At 40.9% G+C, this 22,208-nt stretch carries 9 protein-coding genes; 1 reads left to right on the plus strand and 8 read right to left on the minus strand.

The genetic code is table 11. From position 1 onward, the window contains the following. Position 1: 1 nt before the first annotated feature. The 4 genes from TZ96_RS09040 to TZ96_RS09055 form a co-directional block, all read right to left on the minus strand. The gene (locus TZ96_RS09040; protein ID WP_001019250.1) at positions 2-742 is read right to left on the minus strand and encodes an esterase family protein; all 741 of its coding nucleotides are present in this window, start codon (positions 740-742) and stop codon (positions 2-4) included. A gap of 21 nt (positions 743-763) precedes the next feature. Next, positions 764-1,588, minus strand: coding sequence for an alpha/beta hydrolase (locus tag TZ96_RS09045; RefSeq protein WP_045763792.1), 825 nt, complete (start codon positions 1,586-1,588; stop codon positions 764-766). Positions 1,589-1,722: 134 nt separating this feature from the next. Continuing rightward, a complete protein-coding gene (thiI, locus tag TZ96_RS09050) occupies positions 1,723-2,937 on the minus strand; it encodes a tRNA uracil 4-sulfurtransferase ThiI (RefSeq protein ID WP_045763793.1) in 1,215 nt (404 codons plus the stop codon). Positions 2,938-2,945: 8 nt separating this feature from the next. Then, a complete protein-coding gene (locus tag TZ96_RS09055; protein WP_045763794.1) occupies positions 2,946-4,088 on the minus strand; it encodes a cysteine desulfurase family protein in 1,143 nt (380 codons plus the stop codon). A 136-nt stretch (positions 4,089-4,224) separates the two neighbouring features. Between TZ96_RS09055 and TZ96_RS09060 the strand changes: the two genes are divergently transcribed. Further along, positions 4,225-4,641: a DUF6556 family protein gene (locus TZ96_RS09060; RefSeq protein ID WP_045763795.1), complete on the plus strand. Its 417-nt coding sequence runs from the start codon at positions 4,225-4,227 to the stop codon at positions 4,639-4,641. Positions 4,642-4,921: 280 nt separating this feature from the next. Here TZ96_RS09060 and TZ96_RS09070 read toward each other — a convergent pair whose 3' ends face one another. The 4 genes from TZ96_RS09070 to TZ96_RS09080 all read right to left on the minus strand — a co-directional run bounded on the left by TZ96_RS09070 (position 4,922) and on the right by TZ96_RS09080 (position 21,925). Then, positions 4,922-5,623, minus strand: coding sequence for a CPBP family intramembrane glutamic endopeptidase (locus TZ96_RS09070; protein ID WP_045763796.1), 702 nt, complete (start codon positions 5,621-5,623; stop codon positions 4,922-4,924). Positions 5,624-5,674: 51 nt separating this feature from the next. Beyond that, positions 5,675-5,839, minus strand: a complete 165-nt coding sequence (locus tag TZ96_RS10795) for a hypothetical protein (protein ID WP_158001793.1) — start codon at positions 5,837-5,839, stop codon at positions 5,675-5,677. A 600-nt stretch (positions 5,840-6,439) separates the two neighbouring features. Beyond that, the gene (locus TZ96_RS09075; protein ID WP_045763797.1) at positions 6,440-14,776 is read right to left on the minus strand and encodes an SIALI-17 repeat-containing surface protein; all 8,337 of its coding nucleotides are present in this window, start codon (positions 14,774-14,776) and stop codon (positions 6,440-6,442) included. Positions 14,777-14,932: 156 nt separating this feature from the next. Next, positions 14,933-21,925 carry a SpGH101 family endo-alpha-N-acetylgalactosaminidase gene (locus TZ96_RS09080; RefSeq protein ID WP_080936319.1) on the minus strand — a complete coding sequence of 2,331 codons (6,993 nt, stop codon included), beginning with the start codon at positions 21,923-21,925 and terminating at the stop codon, positions 14,933-14,935. Between the last annotated feature and the right edge of the window lie 283 nt (positions 21,926-22,208).

Below are 22,208 nucleotides of genomic sequence, written 5' to 3' on the forward strand. Positions count from 1 at the left end.
TTTATAGACTCATGTGACCGAGGAAATAAGGCATTTGTTTGCGCCACCATTCCCAGTCATGGGCGACATCATGTCCCCATTCTGCAAACCAGGCAGGAATTTGTTTTTGGTCGAAGGCTTCTTTGAGCTTGTAGTAAGAAGGAAGGCCATCATGTTCCCAAGCACCTAGTCCCGTACAAACCACAATTTCAGCTTGACGGTATCGGTCGATAAACCAACCATCATTTTGATTCCAGATATAGTCTACTGGTGAATTTTGATAGATGGCATCGTCATTGTAATAATCACCGACAAAGAAACGTGCATCGTAGACACCACTAAGAGCAATGACTTTGGTGAAGACATCCGGATGTTGCAAGAAGAAGTTGAGAGCATGGTAAGCTCCCATAGAGCAACCTGTCGTCATCATGCCATCGAACCAGCCTGTCTTATGCTTGATAAAAGGAATAGCTTCTTCAATAACGTATCGCTCATAAGCACGGTGCATTTCAGCTTGGTCATGACCGTTTTTCCATGTCGCAAGCCAGCTCTCGCTATCGACACTTGAAAGTGTAAAGAACTGAACACGGCCCTCCTCAATAAAAGATGCACATGCATCAATCATGCCAAAATCATAGTATTCATTGTGGCTACCACCTGAGGACGCAAAGACAACAACTGGGATACCTGCGTGTCCGTAACGATTGACGTACATTTCACGATTTAGATGACCACTCCAGTGGCTAAGATGTTCAATATTCATATCCTGTCTCCTTTATACTATTTACCAATTTTCTGCAAAAAAACGTAAACAAGCTGGAAGATTTTCTGACCATGGCACTTCATGGTGAATGGCTCCAGCCTGAACCTTGAGTGAGAGATTTTCCAACTGCACTCCTCCCGCTATCAAATCATGATAATAGCGAAGGGAAGAGTCGATATAGGCCTGCTTAATATTGCCAGCCATGAGGGTCTTGTCTGTATCATCAGCTTCTTCCGTTCCAACATATATAAAGATGCGTTGGTCAGGCAAGAGTTTTTTACGCTCGATATAGCGATCAAAGGATTCTTGGTGGAGCCAGTTAGCTGATGAGAAAACTCCCAAACATCCAATCTGATCTTGATACTCCAAGCCAATAAACTGGGTAATATTGCCACCAAGTGAAGATCCTATCATAGCAGTGTGTTTACGGTCTGATTTTGTCCGATAGTTTTCATCGATAAAGGGCTTAACCACTTCCATGACAAATTCTGCGTACTCGACTCCCTTACCACCAAATTGTTGGCCAGGAATATTAGACTCTTGGAATTTCCAAGCTGCATACTCATTCATCCGTCCAAGACCATCATTGTCAATAGCCACAACAATCATACGGCTGATATCTGGATTTCGCTTGATAGCAGGAATAATCTTCCAGGAATGTCCAACGTAAGATTCCTTACTATAAAAGACATTTTGTCCATCATGGAAATACACCACAGGATAGCTTCTATCCGTGTCTTTTTCATAGTTTTTTGGGAGGAGAACACGTACGCGGCGCTCCTTACCCGTGTAGGGAACCACTAATTTATGCTCTCGCATTTTCAGGTAAAAATATGATTGATTCATTGTCAGAAAACTCTCTATATTCAAAATTTTATCTAATTATATCATAAAAATAGAAAAAAAGTCAGTTTCCGTCCAAATTTAGGACAATAAACTAACTTTTTTACTTATTTCATCTTTTCCTCTGGTTTTTCTGATTAAAGGAGATCATCGATCAACTCATCGACTGCATCCTTCTCAGCTTGAGGCGTAATTTCAGTAATCATAATTCCTGCTACTGCACGTTCAACCAAACCTTCGACATCCATTCGCGCTTCATACTGCTCTGCATTCTTAATCTTTGGATTTGTCTTCGGACGATCAGGTGCAAAAATGGTACAGCAGTCTTCAAATGCCTGGATAGAAATTTCAAAAGTATCAATTTCTTGTGCAATGTCAATGATTTCTAGCTTGTCCATAGTTACAACTGGACGGATGATTGGTGTATTGGTCACCGCATTGATAGCCTGCATACTTTCAAGGGTTTGGCTGGCTACTTGACCAAGGCTTTCCCCATTGATAATGACCAAACCTTTTCTCACTTCACGGATACGGTCTGTAATCCGCATCATAAAGCGACGAGTCAGGGTCATAAGATAAGCTTCCGGAGCCTTAGCCTTGATTTCTTCTTGAATCTCCGTGAAGGGAACCTCGATAAATTGGATATTTCCTCCGAACTTAGTCAATTTACGGGTTAAGTCCTGGGCTTTCTTGAGGGCACCTGGACTTGTGTATGGAGGGCTAGCAAAGTGAACAGCCTCAATATCTACACCACGTTTTAGAGCAAGATAGCCTGCTACAGGAGAGTCAATCCCTCCTGACAACATAAGCATACCTTTACCAGAAGTTCCGACAGGCAAACCACCTGCTCCTCGAATGGTCTCATAAGAAAGATAAGCTGCCTCCTCACGAATTTCCACTTGCAGATTGATATCAGGATTTTTCATTTGTGCTTGCACATTTGGAATAGCTTCAAATACTGCTCCACCAAGTGTCTGATTGAGTTCCCGACTATCTAGCTCAAAGTTGTGGTCGCTACGCTTACTTGAGATTTTAAAGGTCATCCCTTCCTTGTAGATGTCCTTCATAATTTCTTGCACGGCAGACTTAAGAACTTCTACGGATTTTTCAACCTTATATACTGGAGAAAAGTTTTGAATCCCGAAAACTTGCTTGAGTGACTCTGCCACCGGTTCATAATCTGCCCCATTCAGATAAGCATGGGCACGATCGCGGTCTGCTGTCACTTTAACTTGAGGATAGATGGATAAAACGTCTGAGATATTATTACGTAGTTTATTGATGAAACGCATACGGTTTTTACCTTTGGTTGAAAGCTCACCATAGCGAATCATAATTTCTGAATACTGCATGAATGCTCCTATCTTACTTTTTTAGTTTGATTGTAGATTAATTTTAGTTTAGTCAAAAATTGCTCAACTTGACTCATGTCATTTTCTAGGTCTAGGCTTAGACGAACTGCTGACTGGGCCTTATCCTTTTCAATGCCCATGGCAATCAGGGTACCAGCAGGTTTTCCAGCCTTGGACGAGCAAGCTGATGTTGTAGAAATGAAAATATCATAGTCTTCAAATGCGTGCACGATAACTTCCCCACGAACTCCCTTAATCCCAAAGGTCAGAATATGAGGAGCAAAGTCTTCCTCACCTGAGAAGACAAAAATATCTGGATAGTCAAGAAGAGCCTGACGGATGACTTCCTTCATCTGACTTGTTTTACTAGCAAATAAGTCTAATCTCTCCATAGACAAACGTAGGGCCTTGGCTGTTGCTGCAATTCCTGCTACATTCTCAGTTGTGGAACGATAGTCACGCTCCTGGCCACCACCAGTTAAAAGCGGGGTAATCTTCTTACCAGACTTGATATAGACAAAACCAACACCACGAACTCCGTGGAATTTATGGCTAGAAAAGGTCGCAAAATCCACTCGGTCTGTCAAATACTTTTCTGTCGGAATCTTGGCCAAGGCCTGAACAGCATCTACATGGAAAGAAATGGTTGGTTTATCCGCTAAAAGTTCTGAAATAGCTTGGATGGTCTGGATGGAGCCGATTTCATTGTTGACTGCCATAACAGAGACTAGCGTTGTATCAGGACGAAGTAGATTTTCTAAAGCAGTTACATCTACAAATCCTTTTTCATCAACTGGTGCAAAATCCACTTCAAAACCTTGAGTCTTGAGCCAAAGAGCTGACTCCTTGACTGCTGGGTGCTCAATAGCTGACACAATAATGTGTTTACCAAATTGCGCTTTTTCAAATGCAACCCCTTTGATAACCCAGTTATCCCCTTCAGTACCACCAGATGTAAAGAAAATTTCCTCGCTTTTCTTGCCAATCAAATCTGCAATCTGTTGACGAGAAGCTTCTAAAATTCTGGTTGACTGGTCTCCCAAACGATGGAGACTTGAAGGATTTCCAATAATTTTTGCAGACACTTGCATATAGGTTTCAAGTGCTTCTGGATAAGGCTTAGTCGTTGCCGAATTATCAAAGTAAATCATGGTTTCTCACGCTTTCTAAAATCACTCCTTCTATTGTATCACGAAACAGTTCAGGCGACAAGAAAGGCAATTCAGGTTCATTTAAGTTTTTTTTAAAGATTTTCGGTATAATGAATTTTAGTAAAGGAGAGATATTATGTCTAATTATCGTAGAACATCAAAACCCAAAACAGAACACATCAAAAAAGGATTTACTGTTTTTCAAAAAACGATAGCTACTATCGGTAGTATTCTGGGGCTGATTACTGCAAGTATCACCATCATGAATGCTATGAATAATAATAATAACAATAACTCTAAAAAAGAAACTACGACAACCCAGACAACAGTCATAAAAGAGATTCAAAAGGAATCCCCTCAAGAGAATACTACTCCAAACAAGGACAATACTTCTACAAAAGAAAACACACAAGAAGAAACAACAACTCAATCTAGTAGCAGTGCAGAAAGTAAGAAAGAAGATACTAGCAGTAAACAAGAACAACCGACTGTTCCTTCATCTAGCACTCAAACAACAGATACAAAAACATCTACTACTAATGGAGCTTCCTAAAAGAACGATCTAACAGCCAGTGATTGAATCGCTGGTTTTTTATTGCTATCTTCAGCATTTATCAGCAAAAGTTGATCTTTGCAACAGAAAAATGATCAGCCTTTAAACCAATCATTTTTTGAATATATTTTATACTCAATGAAAATCAAAGAGCAAACTAGGAAGCTAGCCGCAGGTTGCTCAAAACACTGTTTTGAGGTTGTGGATAGAACTGACGAAGTCAGTAACAAATATACGGCAAGGCGACGCTGACGTGGTTTGAAGAGATTTTCGAAGAGTATTAGCTAAAAACTAAAAATAGATAGTTTAAAATAGATACCAGTACCAGCACTCCGTTATTTAGCAAATGAACAGCTATGGAATCAAGGATATTCCCTCTACGAGCATAGGCTAAGTAAAATATCACTCCCAGTAAAAAATAAGTTAGAAACTCTATCGGATAAAACATATGCAGGTAGCCAAAAATCGCAGAACTTATTAGCAATTTCAACCACTTTTGATCTTCTTTAAAAAAATAGTGGCTGAAGAATCCTCTAAATACTAATTCTTCCATGATTGGAGCAAATATACCAATTGCAAAATGAAAGGCGATGAAAAACAGAGGAAAAACACGAGTAACCTGCTCGCTTGTAGCCAGCAAGGCAGCATCGTTAGCGGATGTTGGATTTCCAGTAACTACTTGGATCAGGAGGGTACCTACAATCGCTACTAGTCGAGTAGCCACATAAAATAAAAGGGCTATTCCAAAATCCTTCCATGTAAACTTGAAAGCCTTCTGCTGATTCGGAATTTTCTTTTTGTATTGTCGCCAAACAGCAACTAGCAAGAAAGTAGCCAGTACCAAATACCCAATACTAGTCGTCCACTTTAAGGGCAGAGAACTAGAGTCTTCGAGAGCCAACATTCTCATGGGAAATGTATTTACATTTATAATCAGTAAGATCATTCCTACAAATTTTAAACTATTTTTTAACTTTTGCAAACCACTACCTCTTCTTTCCTTAACTCCAGCATCTCCACTTACTAACGATGCTCATCTGTGTTTTCTTTCCTCTTTATAGATTTCTACTCCCTTGATCAGGGATAATAACACAAGGATAACCCCAATATCTAAATTGATCAAACTACCTCCATCAGCGAATAAATACAAACCCAAGCAGGCTTGCGCTAAGGGATAGGCACATTTATTAAATTTCATAGATACTCCCAAAAGCTTTCTACAAATAAATGAATAGAATAACTTCTTAGTCTTGCTCACAAGAGAACATCAAATTTCAGATTTACTTTTTTCTACTAGCTATCTCTAAATCCAATCCAATAATACTCTTCTGATTAACTTGTAAGATCAGCTCTGTTCTTTTAGGGTTGAACCAAACCACCGATCTACTAAATCATGTTTAGGAACAACCATAGTTTAGCATTTATTTCTAGGAAAAGATTGCTCTTTCTTAAATTGTCATCAAAACATCCTAAATGGTAGAAATTGGCTTGTGACTTAACCCAATTGTAAGTTCTTCGTCCCAAGTTAAAAATATTCTGGTCAAAGAACTTCAGTGACCATCAGCTTCCTCATACTCAATGAAAATCAAAGAGCAAACTAGGAAACTAGCCGTAGGCTGTACTTGAGTACGGCAAGGCGACGTTGACGCGGTTTGAATTTGATTTTCGAAGAGTATCACTTTAAGAAAAAGCGAACAAGACCAGCTTCTGTTTATCAGAAAACTAGTTTTGTCCGCTTTTTATATTCGAGATTAGTCTCTTGATCCAATCTCTATGACTTAGATGCTTTTACATCATCTTATTCGTCGTCTTTTTTCTTTCCCATTGCAAAGAGACCAAGAAGTGCACCTACAACACCAACGGCTGCAAGGCCAGCATTTTCTTTAGTACCTGTTTCTGGGAGCTTGTATGGATGACTTGCAGGTGCTTGGTAGGTCTTATCTTGTGACATAGCAAGAGCTACAAGAGACTGCTCATCTGTGTATGCTGGAGTTTCACGTGTAGTTGGGGCTGAACCATTCACACTTCCAGTAAATTCTGGAACTTCGTGAGTAGTTCCTTCTGATCCATTTACGTGACCAGTGAACTCTGGGACTTCATGGACAGCCGCTTCGACACCATTCACCCCACCAGTATATTCTGGGACTTCATGGACAGCTGCTTCTGCTCCATTGACACCGCCTGTAAATTCTGGGACTTCTACTACTGGTGCTGGAATCTTGTCTGCTTCTACCGTAGCTTCAGTATACTCTGGAACTTCATGGATAGCCGCTTCGACACCATTTACGCCGCCTGTGAATTCTGGGACTTCTACTACTGGTGCTGCTTCATCACCTGCTGTGCCCATACCTTCAGTGTATTCTGGAACTTCATGAACAGCTGCTTCATCACCATTTACGCCACCAGTAAATTCTGGGACTTCTACTACTGGTGCTGGCTCATCACCCTTGCTTGTAGTTAAAGCTGGTTTCTCTGGTTCTTCTGGAAGCTCTTGGTGGAAGGTCGTCATTTCGTAAAACTCAGGTTTGCCACCTTCCCAAACAACTTTGACATCTAACAATGGCGCTTTTTCTCTCACTGCAAATGTTTGGAAGCTTGAGGTAATTGCTCCTAGATCTGTCCAAGCTCCGTCTCTATCTGCTTTCAAAGTGCGAGCAAACACACGTGCAGTAACTCCTTGAGGAATACTTGAAACAAGTCGGATATGGTTAGCATCTGTTGGTTCTGACAAGTGGTAAACAAGCTCACCTTGTTCTTTCTCAGCCTTGTAGCTTGTCAAGACTTTACCATCTACAAGATTAGTGTAAAGGTTGCCTTGGCTTTCACCGCTGTTTCCTTCTACAGTTGGGTCATTGATTGGTTTCACGAATTCGCCATCATTGATCACCAACTCAGTGAAGCCTACAAAACGAGCATCATAGTCTGCTGTAAATAGAACACGGAGATAGTTGGCTTTAACTGGGCTTGAAAGTTCACCCTCGATATAGCGATTTCCTGGCATCTTAGAATCATGTGTCCAGCCATCTGTCAAGGAGTCATCACGTGTTTCATTAGCAACACCGTCACCAACTGTCACAACATCTGTCCAAGTCTTGCCATCTTGACTGACTTGAATCTTACCATCACGGAGATAGTTTTGAGTGCCGTCTTGGATGTAAGCTCTAATCTTCTTAATATCACGTTCGCTACCAAGTTTCAAGGTAATATGACCGTCTTTACGAGCATAGTCTGAGAACTCTACAAAGTTATTGTAGACACCGTCAAACAATTGATCCAAGTTCTTGATCTTACGAACGTCGTTTCTACCGTATGTTGGGTGGATTCCCATTGATGTAGAATCAAGTGTGGTTGGCTGAACTTCTTTTGTCTGAACAAGTAGAGAAGTTGCTGTCACTGCTTGTTCTTGGTCAGTCTTATTAACCAGACGAACATAACGTACCAAGGACTTATCAGTCACTTGATTAGCTGGATACCATTCTTGGGCATTTGGAGAGTATTCCAAGTTGAGAGATGGATTTTCTGTACCAAGTGCTTGAATGCTTTCAGCTTGGTGTAGACGATCAAGCTTCATACCCAAGTAGCTATTAGCTGGAAGCTTAGTTCCGCTTGGAATTTGAAGGTCATAACGGCCTAGGCTGTCATAAACTGGAGTTGACTTCAAGCTCTCAACGTTTGTATCAGTCAATTCGCTATTGCCTGCACGTGTTTCAACTGAGAAGTCAGCGATACGCCACCATAGGTTGATGTTCTTAGTATTGCGAACACGAACGTAGCGAGCTGAAATTGGAGTTTCGATTTCTTTTGTTTGTTCACCAGTCAAGCGATCCAACTCTTGCCATGAGCTACCATCTGCAGAGTATTCAAGAACACCTTCTGCCAATTTATCTCCTGATCCTTGAACCAAACGAACCTTGGTCACAGGTTTAACTTCACCCAAGTCAAGTTGTACCCAACCATTTACTGGAGTTGTGTCTGTTCTATCAGCATTTGCAAGCATGGCTTCAGTATTATCACGTCCGTCTGTAATCTGACCAACTGTTGTGTTGTACTTGTACATAAGATTTGGACTGATAGTCACAGTGGCTGACTGTTTAGCACGAGTAACTTCTACAGGGCGGTTAACAGCAATTTCTCGTACAGCAAACCAAGTATTTCCACGATCTGAAGTCGCAATCATACGAACAGCTTTGGCGTTGATGTTGAGGTTTTCAAATTTAAGCAGAGGCTCATTACCAGTGTAGCTTGGTTCTGAAAGGGTTACCCACTCATCATTTTCATTGAGGTATTCAACCTTAGCGTTGTTGAAGGTATCGCGAGGATTTGCTTGAGTTCCCATTGCAAATGTCAAGTTTTGAACTGGAACAGCCTTGTTAAATTTCAAACCAATGTAGTCACCAGTTTGAATGCTGTTTGGTGATTTGATCAAAGCATGTGTTCCTAAATCACCATCAGTCACCTCAGCCAATCCACCTTCGACACCAGTACGGTTCGTGATAAAGGTACTAAGGACTTGGTCAGGATGCAAGGCTTTTTGAACTTCTGTTGCGAGGATTTCACGAAGTCCAAGCAAGAATGGACGGATATGTTGAACACCCAACTCAGCTCTCTCATCATGGTCTACATAATGGAAGGTATAAGTTTGTGATTGTTCGTAGAGTTTCAAGCCCTTATAGTAGCTATCCCAAAGTTTTGCAGAATCGTTCTTTTCGATAGCTTCTGTACCATCAAGAAGAGCACTCAAGGCGTCCATTTGGTCGATGGTATTATCCAACCAGTAGTGGATTTGAGCACGCATCTTTTCATCACCAGATGCTTTATAAAGTTGAGCTGCTGCTTTTAGTTTAGCAAATTCTGCACGCAATCCTTCACGCTCTGCACCGACATCTTGACCAGCTTTTAGCTTAGTCATAAAGGCATCTAATTTCGGTGCTAGTTCAACAGACTCTTCCAATTTCACAACACGACCATCCATGTTTTGGTTGATCATATGTTTACCAAGCTCACGGAAGGCAACTGATGCTTCGCTATCTGTAAACTTACCGTTTTCAACAAAGTTGAAGGCGATGTCATTTACTTTCTTAGCTTCTTCTTCTGATTTCCATTGTTTCCATGCGTATTGAGCTGCAGAGAAGAGGGCAATCTTCGATGGCTCAGATTGTTGCATTGGGTTCAACATGATACCTGAAAGGAGACTAGGGTCTACATTCGGATGAAGGAATTTCTCACCGCCACCCAAAATCAAGTGTTGTTTAGAGTTATCTGTAACAGGCCAGTTTACCCATAGAGAAACTGGACGGTAGGTCTTACCACCTGCAGTCAGGTTGTTCTTAAGGTTAGAAAGGAAGTTTTCTGATACTTCACCCCAAATCTTACCACCAGTAAGGGTCATAGAAGTTGAAGTTGGAAGGTTTTCATTTAGAGATTTCAACTCATCTTCACGTCCATTACCCCAATATTGACCTGGAACGAAAATCATTTCCTTACGAAGACCAACATAAGTTGCTTGTTTTTCAGTCAACCAGTCTGTCATGTCCTTCATCAAGCGGTTGTAGCTATTGTAGCCACCAACTGGACTTGGAGCGTCATCGGCCAAAATACCGAACTCACGAACACCGACATCCATCAATTGAGTGAATTTAGCTTTAATAGTTTCAAGGTCTTTTTGGTAGTCAGCATCGTTACCAAAACGGATACGGTTGTTCATGAATGGGTGGATGGTCCAAACATAACGAGTCTTGTTTTGGTTTCCGACACGTGCCAATTCACGGATTTCAGCTAATTTTTCTTCTGGATAAAGTTCACGCCATTTCTTGTTGTGATATGGATCGTCTTTTGGTGCAAAGAAGTATTGGGTCAACTTCAAGTCACCACCATAACGCATCAACTCAGCACGATCAGCATTGCTCCAAGGGTTACCATAGTATCCTTCGATAAAGCCACGGTTCTTAATTTCAGCAAAGTCTTCAACTGTTACGTTACGCAAGACTGGAGCTTCACTTTCATTAAGCATGTGTTTGAGAGTTGTCAAACCGTAGAAGACAGCATCTGTATCCTTACCGACGATAGAGATTGTATTATTCTTGATAGACAAGGCATAGGCATCAATCTTATCAAAGAGTCCTTGAGAAATACCAGATACTTCTTTTTCAGCCTGTGAATTTTGGCCATGAACACCAAGGTAGATGTTGGTAGCACCTGCCACTGCTGTTTGACTACTTGTGTAAGAGATTTGATGATCTTGTAGGACACTCTTCAAGCGGTTACGAGTATAGATATCTAATTGATCGCCCATGACAAGATTGACTTGTTTATGGAGTTTCGTAACACCTTCATCATAAGTTACTTTTTGTGGTGTTGGGAAGACCTTGTACTCTTTCTTGAGATAATCCTGACTTTGAGCTGCTGCGGCAACTGCTTCGTCACTTGTAGGTTTCGTAGCTACAAAGCTATCAGCAAGTTCAGTTGTACCATCGCCCATTTCCTCAACTTTAGGTTTTTCTGGAGTTTCAGGTTTTTCTGGTGTCACAGGTTTCTCTGGACTAACTGGCTCTTCCATCTTGTTAGAAGAAACTGGTTTAAGAAGTTGAATTTCTGCAGCACTACCAAATCCTGCAGCACCAGCTAGAACTTTAAATTCTACCTTATCGGTTTCAATGGCATCAAAGTTAACTGTTTTCTCTTTGGCATTGTTTTCCCAAGTTCCTGAAGCAACTTTAACCATTTGACCATCTTTTTGAGCATAGATTTCATAAGATGTCACAACACCGTTGCCTCCACCTGGACGTGGAAGATAAGTCAAGCCATTCACTGTTTCAGCTGCTTTCAAGTTCATTGCCACTGTAAATGGAGCCTGATGACCAGACCATTTTGAATGCCAGAAAGTATTTGGATCATTGTCAAAGGCTTTTTCGACTGGACCTTCTGCATTGGTTCCTGGTAATTCTTGACTTGTTGCAGAAACTGTAAAATGGTCATTTGGAATCAAACGTGGGTTTACAAATGCTTCATTTGACAACTCAGCACTATGCAAGATTCCTTTAAAGCCACCGATTGTTTCAAGTGGAAGTACCAAGCTATTATGGGCCAAACGTGGATTAGCTGGATTTGCAATTCGTTCAACCTTTTCACCGTCCACATAAACTTCAGTCACTTGAGGTTTGGTTACAACAGAAATTTGATAACGTTTGTTCTTTTCAAGTTTCTTGTTAAATTGAATATGAAATTGTTCAAAAGTATAGGCAAGGTAGCCATCTTTGTCCGCAAGATAGAGTTGATTGTTTCCACTTGTTGAGAAGGTTTGCTCGCCATCACCAGTCACTGTCACATCCAATTTCAAGACATGACTTGGTCCAGCATCACCAACTAGGCCTTCGATAGTGCTATCTTTTTCGAAATTCAAACCTGCTTCAGTCTTCTGTACTTTCTTAGCAAGATAATCTTTGACAGTATCAGGATTGATCTTGAACAAGTCTTCTTCAGCTACGGTCTTATCTGGGTTAGATTGTGGTGCATAAACACTTGCTGGTTGAACACGTTCTGCATAGGTCTTGGCTGCACGGTCTGAACCCCAAGTGCGTTCTGCAGTTGATTGCATACTCTTGAAGAAGCGTTTAAAGATATCGTAAGAAGTGAGTCCAGTTTCATGGAGGTCAATGTTATCATTCCAGACCGCATGACCACCACCAAGGATATTTGGATTAGAGGCTTCTAGACGTGGTCCTCCACCTGTTGAGAAATCATTTGGTGTCCAGCGATTGTATTGAGTTTCATAGTTTGCATAATCTCCATATCCACCTTGACTATTGCTACCACTTGGAACACTATAGGTTGGAATATCTGTGATATTGATAATCTTAGCACCTTGAGCAATTGCGGCAGCTGGACGTTGCCATCCAATGCTCCAAATATCGACTTCTACATCTTTCCAATCGACCGGCGTAGTTCCTTGTTTGGCACTGAGGGAACCCCAAATACGTGGTGTTAAGCCTTTGCCTTTGATGTACTGGATCATATCATTGACATAGCGACGATAGCTTTCTGGATTTCCATAATATTCATCTGTACCGATATGAACTGTAGATACGCCATGGAGAGGTGCGTCTTCTCCATCTAACAATTTATCATAGACTGATTTGACAAAAGCAAGTGTCTCTTCGTACTTGTTATCCAAATCTAGCATAGCCACGCGCTCTACATTATGCTTGTTAGTGCTTAGTCGTCCCTTATACATAAGGTCAGGTCTAACTTTAACAAATGAAAGGGCGTGACCTGGAGTGTCAATTTCAGGAACAAGGTTGATATGCAAAGCTTTTGCCCACTTGATAATATCTTGCATTTCTTCCTTGGTGTAGTGCTCTTTTGATGTTAATTTTTCACCATTTTTACCTACAACATCAGTCTCTACACGGAAGCCTGTCTTAGCTTTTTTGAGGACATAGTCTAGTTCTTCATCTTGAGAAAGATTTTTACCAGCCAAGTGATCTTTTAAGAAGATATAGTTATCATTCAAGTGCAACTGAAGATCGTTCATCTTGTAGTAAGCCATGTTGAGCATGATATCTACAAGTGTATCATAAGGGATAAACTTACGACCTGTATCTAGCATAAAGCCACGGTGGCTGAAGCTTGGAAAGTCACGGATTTCTCCATTTTGCAAATCATTTTCGCCCATTTGTAGAAGAGTACGAGTTGCGTAAAAGGCTCCTGCGTTGGTTGCAGCTTCTACAGTGATAACACCATCTTTTACAGTGATACCATAGCCTTCTTTACCATAACCCTTATCTTCAACCTTTTTAAATTCAATTCGTTTTTGAGCTGTTTGATCACCTGTAGCGATTTCTAGCCCACGACTTTCAAGGTCAGTCTGATAGAATTTAGCTTCTTGACCAAATCCAGAATCGCCAACTGAAATCACGGTATCAGCTGTAATAGAAGTTTTGCCTTCAGTTCCATACCATTGTTGAACTGCTGGAGCAACTGCTGGCTTAGTGCCAACGCCTTCGTCTGCATGTAAGCCTTTAATAAGGACTTCAAATTCTTTTGTGAAGGTATGAGTATCCTTGACTTGTTGGACCATGACCTTAACAGTTTGATCTGTTAAGGGTTTATAGATTTTGTTATTTAGGTCAACAACACCCTGTTTGTTGCTACCAATCAAGCTGACTTGACCTGGTAATTTAGGTAAAACAAGTGATTTCCCATCTTCAGCAACCGCTAATTCTGTGACTTGGCGAATATCTGTTGGTTTGCTAGCGTCTGGAATGTTTGAGTAGGCACGAATTTCTTGAATCCCAACATTTTTCCAATTCATTGTACCAGCTTGATAGTCTGTAATTTCAAGTTTGAGGTATTTAGCTTGGATAGCTTCTTTCAAGTCAATTTTTTCATCAAGAAGAGGATTCCCTGTTCTTTGATAAGCCAACTTCCATTCTTTAACTCCTGAACCATTCACATCATCCTGGCCAGCGTAATAGAGATTCCATGATTTGATATTTGGATCATTTTGTTCACCACGAACGCGGCGGTCCCAATCAATCTCAACATGCTTAATCACTGTTGTCTTTTCAAGAGTAAATTCGATTGTTGGTTTCTCAACGTTTTGGTCAGTTGCCCAACGAGTATCAGGTTTTCCGTCAATCGCCTTTTCTGCTGTGTATTGTGTGTTGGCTTCATGGTTTGATGCTGTAGCAGAAGCTTTTTCTAAATGATTGACATCTGGCGTATCTACTACGTCTTTAGTCGCAGGAGTTCCAGCTGGTTTCGCCTCAGAAGCTGCTTCCTCTTTAGGATTTGTAGCTGGTTTTGAAGCCACTTCTTCCTTAGGAGCAGGAGTTTCAGTTGGTTTTGGAGTAGTTGTTTCAGCTGCAGTTGCTTCAGTTTCTGACGCTGCAGGTTGTTCATCTACAGTTCCAGCACTTGCTTCTGCTTTTTCAATAGCTGCTGCTATATCTGCTGGCAGTTTATCCAGAGGCTGAGCTTGTGTTACCGTACCTTCTGTCTCTGCAGGTCCTTCTGTTTCAGCAGCCTGAACCGCACCAGCACCAAAAATGCTAGCACCAATCATAACAGAAGCTGCGCCGATTGTAAATTTACGTATACTGTAATGACACCGTTTCTCAAAAAAATGTTTTCCCATTTTTTCCTATTTCCTTTCATACGCTCACAAGTAGTAAGCGCTCTCATTCCCCTTTAGAAAAAGAGAGGACCTAGAGGGTCCTCTCTGGGTTTTCTTTTTCTCCACGACAGTGATTGTGGAGTTTTAAGCTCTCTTTTATTGAAAACTTTTTATTTTTTAATCTTCTTTTCTTTTTGCAAGAAATAGAGCAGACATTGCTAGACTGAGGTTGGCAAGGAAGAAGAGATGATCTGACTTGCTAGTACCAGTTTCTGGAAGTTTATCCTTCGCTTCTTGTTTAGCTGCTACTTCCTTCATTTCTGGTTTAGCAGTATCATCTGATTTCTGATCGAGTTTTTGTACTGCTGCATTTTGTGGTTTATGATCCAGTTTCTCTGTTGATGGAGTCTGTACTTGACCTCTAGGTTCGTCAGTTAATGGAGTTTGTGGTTTATGACCTGGTTCTCCTACTGATGGCGTTTGTGGTTTAGAAACTTGTTTATAAACTACTGCAAAATGTCCTAGCTGACTAGTTGTAAACTCAACTGTACCTTGACCATTTGTAAAGCTTACTGCCTCACCTGATGCAGTGTAGTATACTCCAGCTACTTCACTAGAAACTGGAAGTCGAACAAGCACTACACCCTTCGCTTGAACCTCATGCTGATCTTTATCAACTAAATGAAGAGCATAAGCATCAAATTTCACACCTTGTAGACTTTGGTCTGTTACTTTTTGAACTTTAAGATTAAGATCTGTAGCCAAATCTCTTGCTAGTCCTGCAACTACAACTCCTGTAGTCTTATCTGACAAGACACGAACACCTTCAGTTGGTTTTTCTACAGTAGGTGCGGCTTGATCACCTGCTGTTCCAATCACACCTGTATACTCTGGTACTTCATGGACAGCGGCTTCAGCTCCATTTACACCTCCAGTAAATTCTGGAACTTCGTGGATAGCTACTTCATTTCCTGCGGTTCCCTCAACTTCATTGTATTCTGGAACTTCATGAACAGCGGCTTCAGCTGCATTCACACCTCCAGTAAACTCTGGTACTTCATGGATTGCGGCTTCAACACCATTTACACCACCTGTGAATTCTGGAAGGTCAACAACTGGCGCAGCTTCGTCACCCTTGCTTGAAGTTGGAGTTTCAGGTTTAGGTTCTGGAGTTGGTTCTGGATCTGGAGTTGGAGTAGGTGTTTGGTCTTTCAATTGGTCGAGATAATCTGCAAAGTACTCAAGCATTCTATTTGTCAAGAGATGATTATCTGTTGCAAATTTCATGCTGGCAACAACACTTGCTACTTCCTCTTGATTACTCTTATCAGTCAATTTTTGAGCTTTTGCCAAGGCTGCTTCATAGGCTGTAGTATCAAGACCAGTTTCAGCAACTTGTGGACGAGCAAAGATCAATTCTGCAGCTGATTGATATTGGTTTTCAGTATCACCGTAGGTTCTTGTTCCAGTTAGAACAATCTTTTTAGCCTTGATAGTCTTACCAAAGTCAATATCTTTTGGTTTATTATTGTTAGCCCAATTTGTTGCATTGAAGGTATGTTCCTTACCTGTTTCATCAGTAACCACAAGAGTGACATCTCTCAAGTTACCATTTGATCCTGAACCACGTGGAACGTAACGGAAGCCAGTAATTTCAGTTGGTTCCTTCAAGACCATAGTTGCAGGTTTACCAACATCTCCTCCGCTCCATGATGTATGCCATAGACTTGACACGTTGCTATCAAAGGCATTTTCAAGACCTTCACCAGCCTGAGCAGGAGCTGTAAGACTTGCAAAGTCATCTGCTACAAGAGCTGTTTTCTTCATCACTAAAGCGTCTTTAAGAGCATTGACCTTAGCAATTTCAGACTTAGCTTCTTCTACACTGATATCATCGTCTGCTTGGCTGAGGTTGAAGACAGCTTCTTTCAAAGCATCCATTGTTTCTTTAGTGTAGTTGGTCATAGCAACAGTTGGAAGATAGTTCTTGACAGCATTTTCTGTCATCATCTTACCAGTCAAGACAATTTCTTCGATTTGCAGTCTGTCCATGATGAAGTCATTGTAGCCACGGAAGTTAGCATTACCACCTGAGTCTCCGCGAGTGTTGCTTGCATTGCCTGTAGAGTAGATACCTACCCATGTATCGCCTGTTTCTGCACCTGTTACGAGGAAGGTTGCACGTTTCGCTTTCTTAGAATCTGTCCAAGTATTTGGCAATTCATGCACTTCCATATTACCTGCTTGTCCAGATTGGAATTCTCCCTTACCGACTACAAAGGCGTAAGTATTGTCAGATCCAGCTTCATAGTCAAATGTAATACGGTAGGTCTTGCCTGCTTCAAAGCGGAAGTTTTGTGGAATTGTTTGGTAAACCAAGTTTCGACGACTTACGAGACCATTTGTCTTGAGTGACCAATTTCCTTCGATAACGTCATCAACTTTCTTGCCATTCCAATCACGTTGTGTGTATGGTCCATGTTTTTCAGACAAGTGAGTACGGTTGTCTTCAACACCTTCGATACCACCGATAACAAATGGGAAGATACCTTGACCAACATTTTCAAAGTCTTGTTTGAAGACGCCTGTTGCAGTATCGTGACCGTCACCGTACATATTTGATTCATTTTCAAAGGTACGAATTTCATCGAAGTAAGTTGCTTCATCGCCTGCTTCACGACTCAAGGTCAAGGTTACGTTTGATACATCTGAACCTGTTGTGAAGAAAGCATACATATTTTGGAAGTAACTTGTGTTATCAACTGTTGCATTGCTTCGACGAGTATTGTGAGCATAGGCTTTTACATAGTTAAGTGCTAGTGACTTGTTAGTGTAGTTGGTTACTTCTTTTTCACCAGTATTAACAGTAATACTTGCTTTAGCATTACTACGGTTGTCGACACCGACATAAACTGCGTATTTAGTATTTGGTTTCAAGCCAGTCAATTTTTGAGTGAGACTAACTTTTTCTTTATTGCCTTGGATGCGGAGCATTTGGTTTGCACCTTGAGACTTCACGATTTCAGCCTTAGAAGCATCTCCTGAAATCTTCCAATGATCCAAAGATTCACTGTTAAATCCTTGGTCATAGATGTGCATTCCTTCACTCCATGACATTTCTGGATTTGTTTGTTTAGAACGATAGAGAACATATGGCTGATTTGCAGTGAGATCAAGGGTAATCTTACCGTCTTTCACGGCAACTTCTTTTTCCTCAGTCTTACCTTGGTCAGTTAGTTTATAAAGGTAAACCTTACCATTTGCCCAGTCGCTAGGAAGTGTCCAAGTTGTTGCACCTGCTTCAGTATTGAAGTAGTACATTTTTTCCTTGTCACTTTCAAGCTTGTTACCATTTGCATCCCAGTTCCAAGGTGTCAAATAGGCTGAACCATCTTGAATCACACGATCGTTAAGTGTAACAATTCGTTCACGATATTGTGGACTGTTGACATCATTAGATTTACGAGTTACCACAACCTTGTTATTTGCAGCATCGACCAACTCGACTTTCATTTCTGGAGTCCATTTATAGGTACTACCATTGTCAGTCATGGTTACTGGTTTGCCATCTTCCCATTTGCTGACTGTGAAGTGTTGGAAGTACTTAGTCATAACGTCATGAGCAAACAAGTTTGTTACATAACCGTTATAATCACTACGTCCTTGCCATCCTTCAAAGTCCTTCATGCTATAACCGCCTAGAAGTGGGTAGTCAGCTGCACCACCGTAACTTCTGTAGTCCCCAACCCAAGAATCTTTTTGGTGGTTACGGATAAAGCGAGTAATGGCACTGTTAATACCTTTATTTGTATAGCCACCATAGGTCAAGTCAGCTGCCCAGTGTTGGAAGGTAGAATCATATTCACCACCATGGCCCCACTCAATAGCAAATCGCCAACCTTGTTTGTTAATTTCTTTAGCAATAACATGAGTTGCCCAGGCACCGTTGTCACCTGATTGACCGTTACCCCAAACGTCGACGTAGATGAAGTCTAGACCTTCACCCAACTCTTTCTTCAACTCTTCCCAACGAGCTAGACGCCCATGAGCGAGGTCATAACCAGCATCAATGTTGATACCTTGGTCAAGCCAGTTCCAACCGTAACTGTAGCTACCATCCGCATTTTTACGAAGAATATCTTCATTAAAGTATTTAGACTCTGGATATGTTTCTGAAGCATTAACGTGGATACCGAGGTGGGCACCGTATTTCTTAGCTTTCTCAATAAGAGTCTTAAAGTCTTCAACACCACCGATACGTTTACCGATGTCCGCATAGTTCAAATGTCCAGAGTCATGTCCTTCACTTCCGTATCCCTTAAGCAGTACACCTTGACCAAGACCATCGGTATGGAGGTTAATCTTCTTGATGCCATCCAAGGTCATGAGGAATGGGTTTTGCGCTTGTGAACCAAAGTTCATAGCGATACGGTAAGCTGTGATGTCTTTAACTTTTTCCCAACCTTGAGGGTTGTTCATGATACTACGGTAAGCAATCGCACCATCTTGCCAGTCAACCTTATGGTCAGCATTGGCATCTTCCGTGATGACAACTTTTGCACTTGGAAGTTCTTGAGTGTAGGCTGGGAAGACAACTCCATTGTGGGCTTTTTCCCATTGCCATTCAGAGCTATGAATTTCCACGTAGTTAGCATTGCCAATCGTATTCTTGTAAGCTGTCAAACGTGTCCAGTCGTAAGAACCACCACCATAGCTATTTTGTGAATTACTCCATACACCAGCAGCGAGTTTATCTGTTGAAACAAATCCATACATATAGCCTTTGGCTAATTCTTTCATTGGATTTGTTACTTCTATATGGTCATCACCACTGACGTGAGTATTGTTTGACATGGTTGCCCCATCAAACTTAGCTCCCGCTTGATCGCTTGAAACAGATACCAAGGCATTTCCTAGGAAGCTGATTGAAGAAAGTAATTTACGTTCGTCATCAATCTTTTGTCCTGGTGTAACTTGGTTATGGTTGACAATCTTAGTCACATCAAAGTGAAGTTGATTATCCACCACTTGCAAACGAACGGTCATATCTGCATTGATGAGGTTTTCCTCATCACGGAGTTTCATTTCATACTCGGCAGTCGTTGCATTGACCTTCTTATAGGTAACTTCAGGAGTCACAGCGTGCTTATTAATCACAACTTGATTAATCGGTTGCACTTGACCTGGAAGCTTGTTGCCATTGAGGACGTACTCTTTAATACGTGGGAAGGCTTGGTCGATGACTGCTTTCAATACTGTAGATTCGATAGTGTCGTATTTGACATTGCTATCATCTACTGTATCACCTTTTTCTTTTTCAGCGGCTTCTTGATCGTTTTTCACACCTTCTTGGTTATCAGTTTTGACATTGACAATGGTTCTCTCACTGCTATAGCTTCCAGCCTTAAGAACGATTTTCTTCTCATCTTTGAGCTTGTCATTTACAGCAGATGGTAAGGTAAGTGTGTCAAAAAGTTTGACATCATTGTTTGTTGCGTTAAGTTGTCCATCTGATTTGAGGCTGATCGTCAAGTGGTTGACAGAACCATTTACTGGTGCTGCAACACGTCCACCTTGGTACCAAAGTCCACTTCCATTTGACTTGTATTCCCAGAACCATCCACCTTGGTCATAACCTACAAAAACGTTGTTATCGGTATCTTTGAATTTCATGAAGACACCAAAGCGAGATTTACCAGTTTCAGATTCTTCTTTAAAAGTCAAATCAACTGTGGCATTTCCATTAGCATCGACTGTCAAACCATCTTTTTCAAACAAGGCTGGTTTCTTACCATTGTCATTTTGAGCAGTTGAAGCTAATTGGTTGTAACGAACTCCATTTTCTTCACGGATTGTTACTGTTCCCTGTTGGTCTTTATTTTCAACTGTTTTCCATTCTGGAGAAACTTCTTTTGATTCAGCTGGCTTGTTTTCAGTAGGTTTATTTTCTGCTGGCTTGTTCTCAGCTGGCTTGTTTTCAGCAGGTTTATTTTCTGCTGGTGTTTCTGCTTTTGGCTTATCTTCCTTAGGTTTATCCTCTTTTGGTTTTTCTTCCTTGTCCTCAACTTGTTTATCGAGAGCATCTAGACCAGCTGGTTTCGTTGTTTCAATACCCTTGATGTAGTTTTGAATCCACTCTAGCTGAGCAGGTGAGAAGAGAATACCTCCACTACGTTTACCAGATACACCATTTTGGTGAATACCAATCAGTTTCCCATTTTCATCGAAAATGCCGCCACCACTAGCACCTGGTTCACTTCCTTGATAGCTAATGCCACGAACACCTTCTCCGTGATTGTTAATATCCTCAACAGTTGTATTCAAAATCGGATCAAGTTCGCCTTTTGGATAGCCAAATACATGGACCTTATCTCCTACCTTAGTTGTAGCAGGCTTGTCAGTCACTTCAACAGGTGCATTTGCAAGAGGTGTACGAAGCTTAACGATTGCCAAGTCATTTTTATATCCTTTGAGAAATCCTTCACGATCCCAGTGTTTCACATCATTTTTACTGAATTTGACGTCTGGAGCGCCTTGGTAAGAAATTGTATAAACATCGTCATCACTTTCAACATTATCAGCTACCTTACGATTATTGCCATCTGGAACATCTTTGATAAAGTTATGAGAAACAGACAAAACGAGATTTTCCCCAATAACGATACCACTACCGAGCCCAGCAGAGCTTTTAATTTCGACAGTCGCACCGTAGTTTAATACCCCATTTTTTGTTTTAGCTACTTCTTCTGGAACTAAGCTTTTATCTTCTTTTTCTAGTTCTTCTTTTGAGGCAGTGCGGCCATTTTCTTCAGCCTTATCAAGTTTTCCACGTAGTTCTTCAGGAATAGTATCTGAAGCTGCTGAGCTTGTTGCAGTTGCAGTTTCTTTTGCCAGCAATTCTTCTTCAGTCTTTGGTCCTTCAGTTACTTCAGGAGAACCCTGATCTTCACCAGGTTTTGGTGCTTCAAAGTCATGCCCATCATTCTCTTTAGCATTGGCAAGAGCTGCCGCCAAATCAGCTGGCATATTCGCTGTTGAACCTGTTTGTGCAGAATCTGCGAGAACAGTGCTAGTTCCAAAGAAAGCTGCACCAATCATAACAGAAGCAACCCCCAATGAAAATTTCCGAATACTATATTTGCAACGTTTTTCAAATAATCCTTTATCCATCGATTTTTTTGTTCCTTTCAGTTTACCAAGTAAGCGTTTGCATTTTGTTTTAAAAAAATATCCTCCTCAATTTTTAAACACTTCTAGATAAACATATAATTTTTTCTATACCAACTTAATATATCAAAAACAGTTTAAAAAATCAATACTTTAATAGGTAAAACTAGTAAAAGTAAAATCCAATTAGTTGGCAAGTCTGAAACGATTTTCAGATGGCCTTATTTCTAAAGAAATCGCTATAAAAAAGGAAACTCTATCTAAAAAGTTAGACCATTTTTGACTA

Origin of the sequence: Streptococcus infantis (genome assembly GCF_000963255.1) — a bacterium.
Classification (GTDB): Bacteria; Bacillota; Bacilli; order Lactobacillales; family Streptococcaceae; genus Streptococcus; species Streptococcus nidrosiense.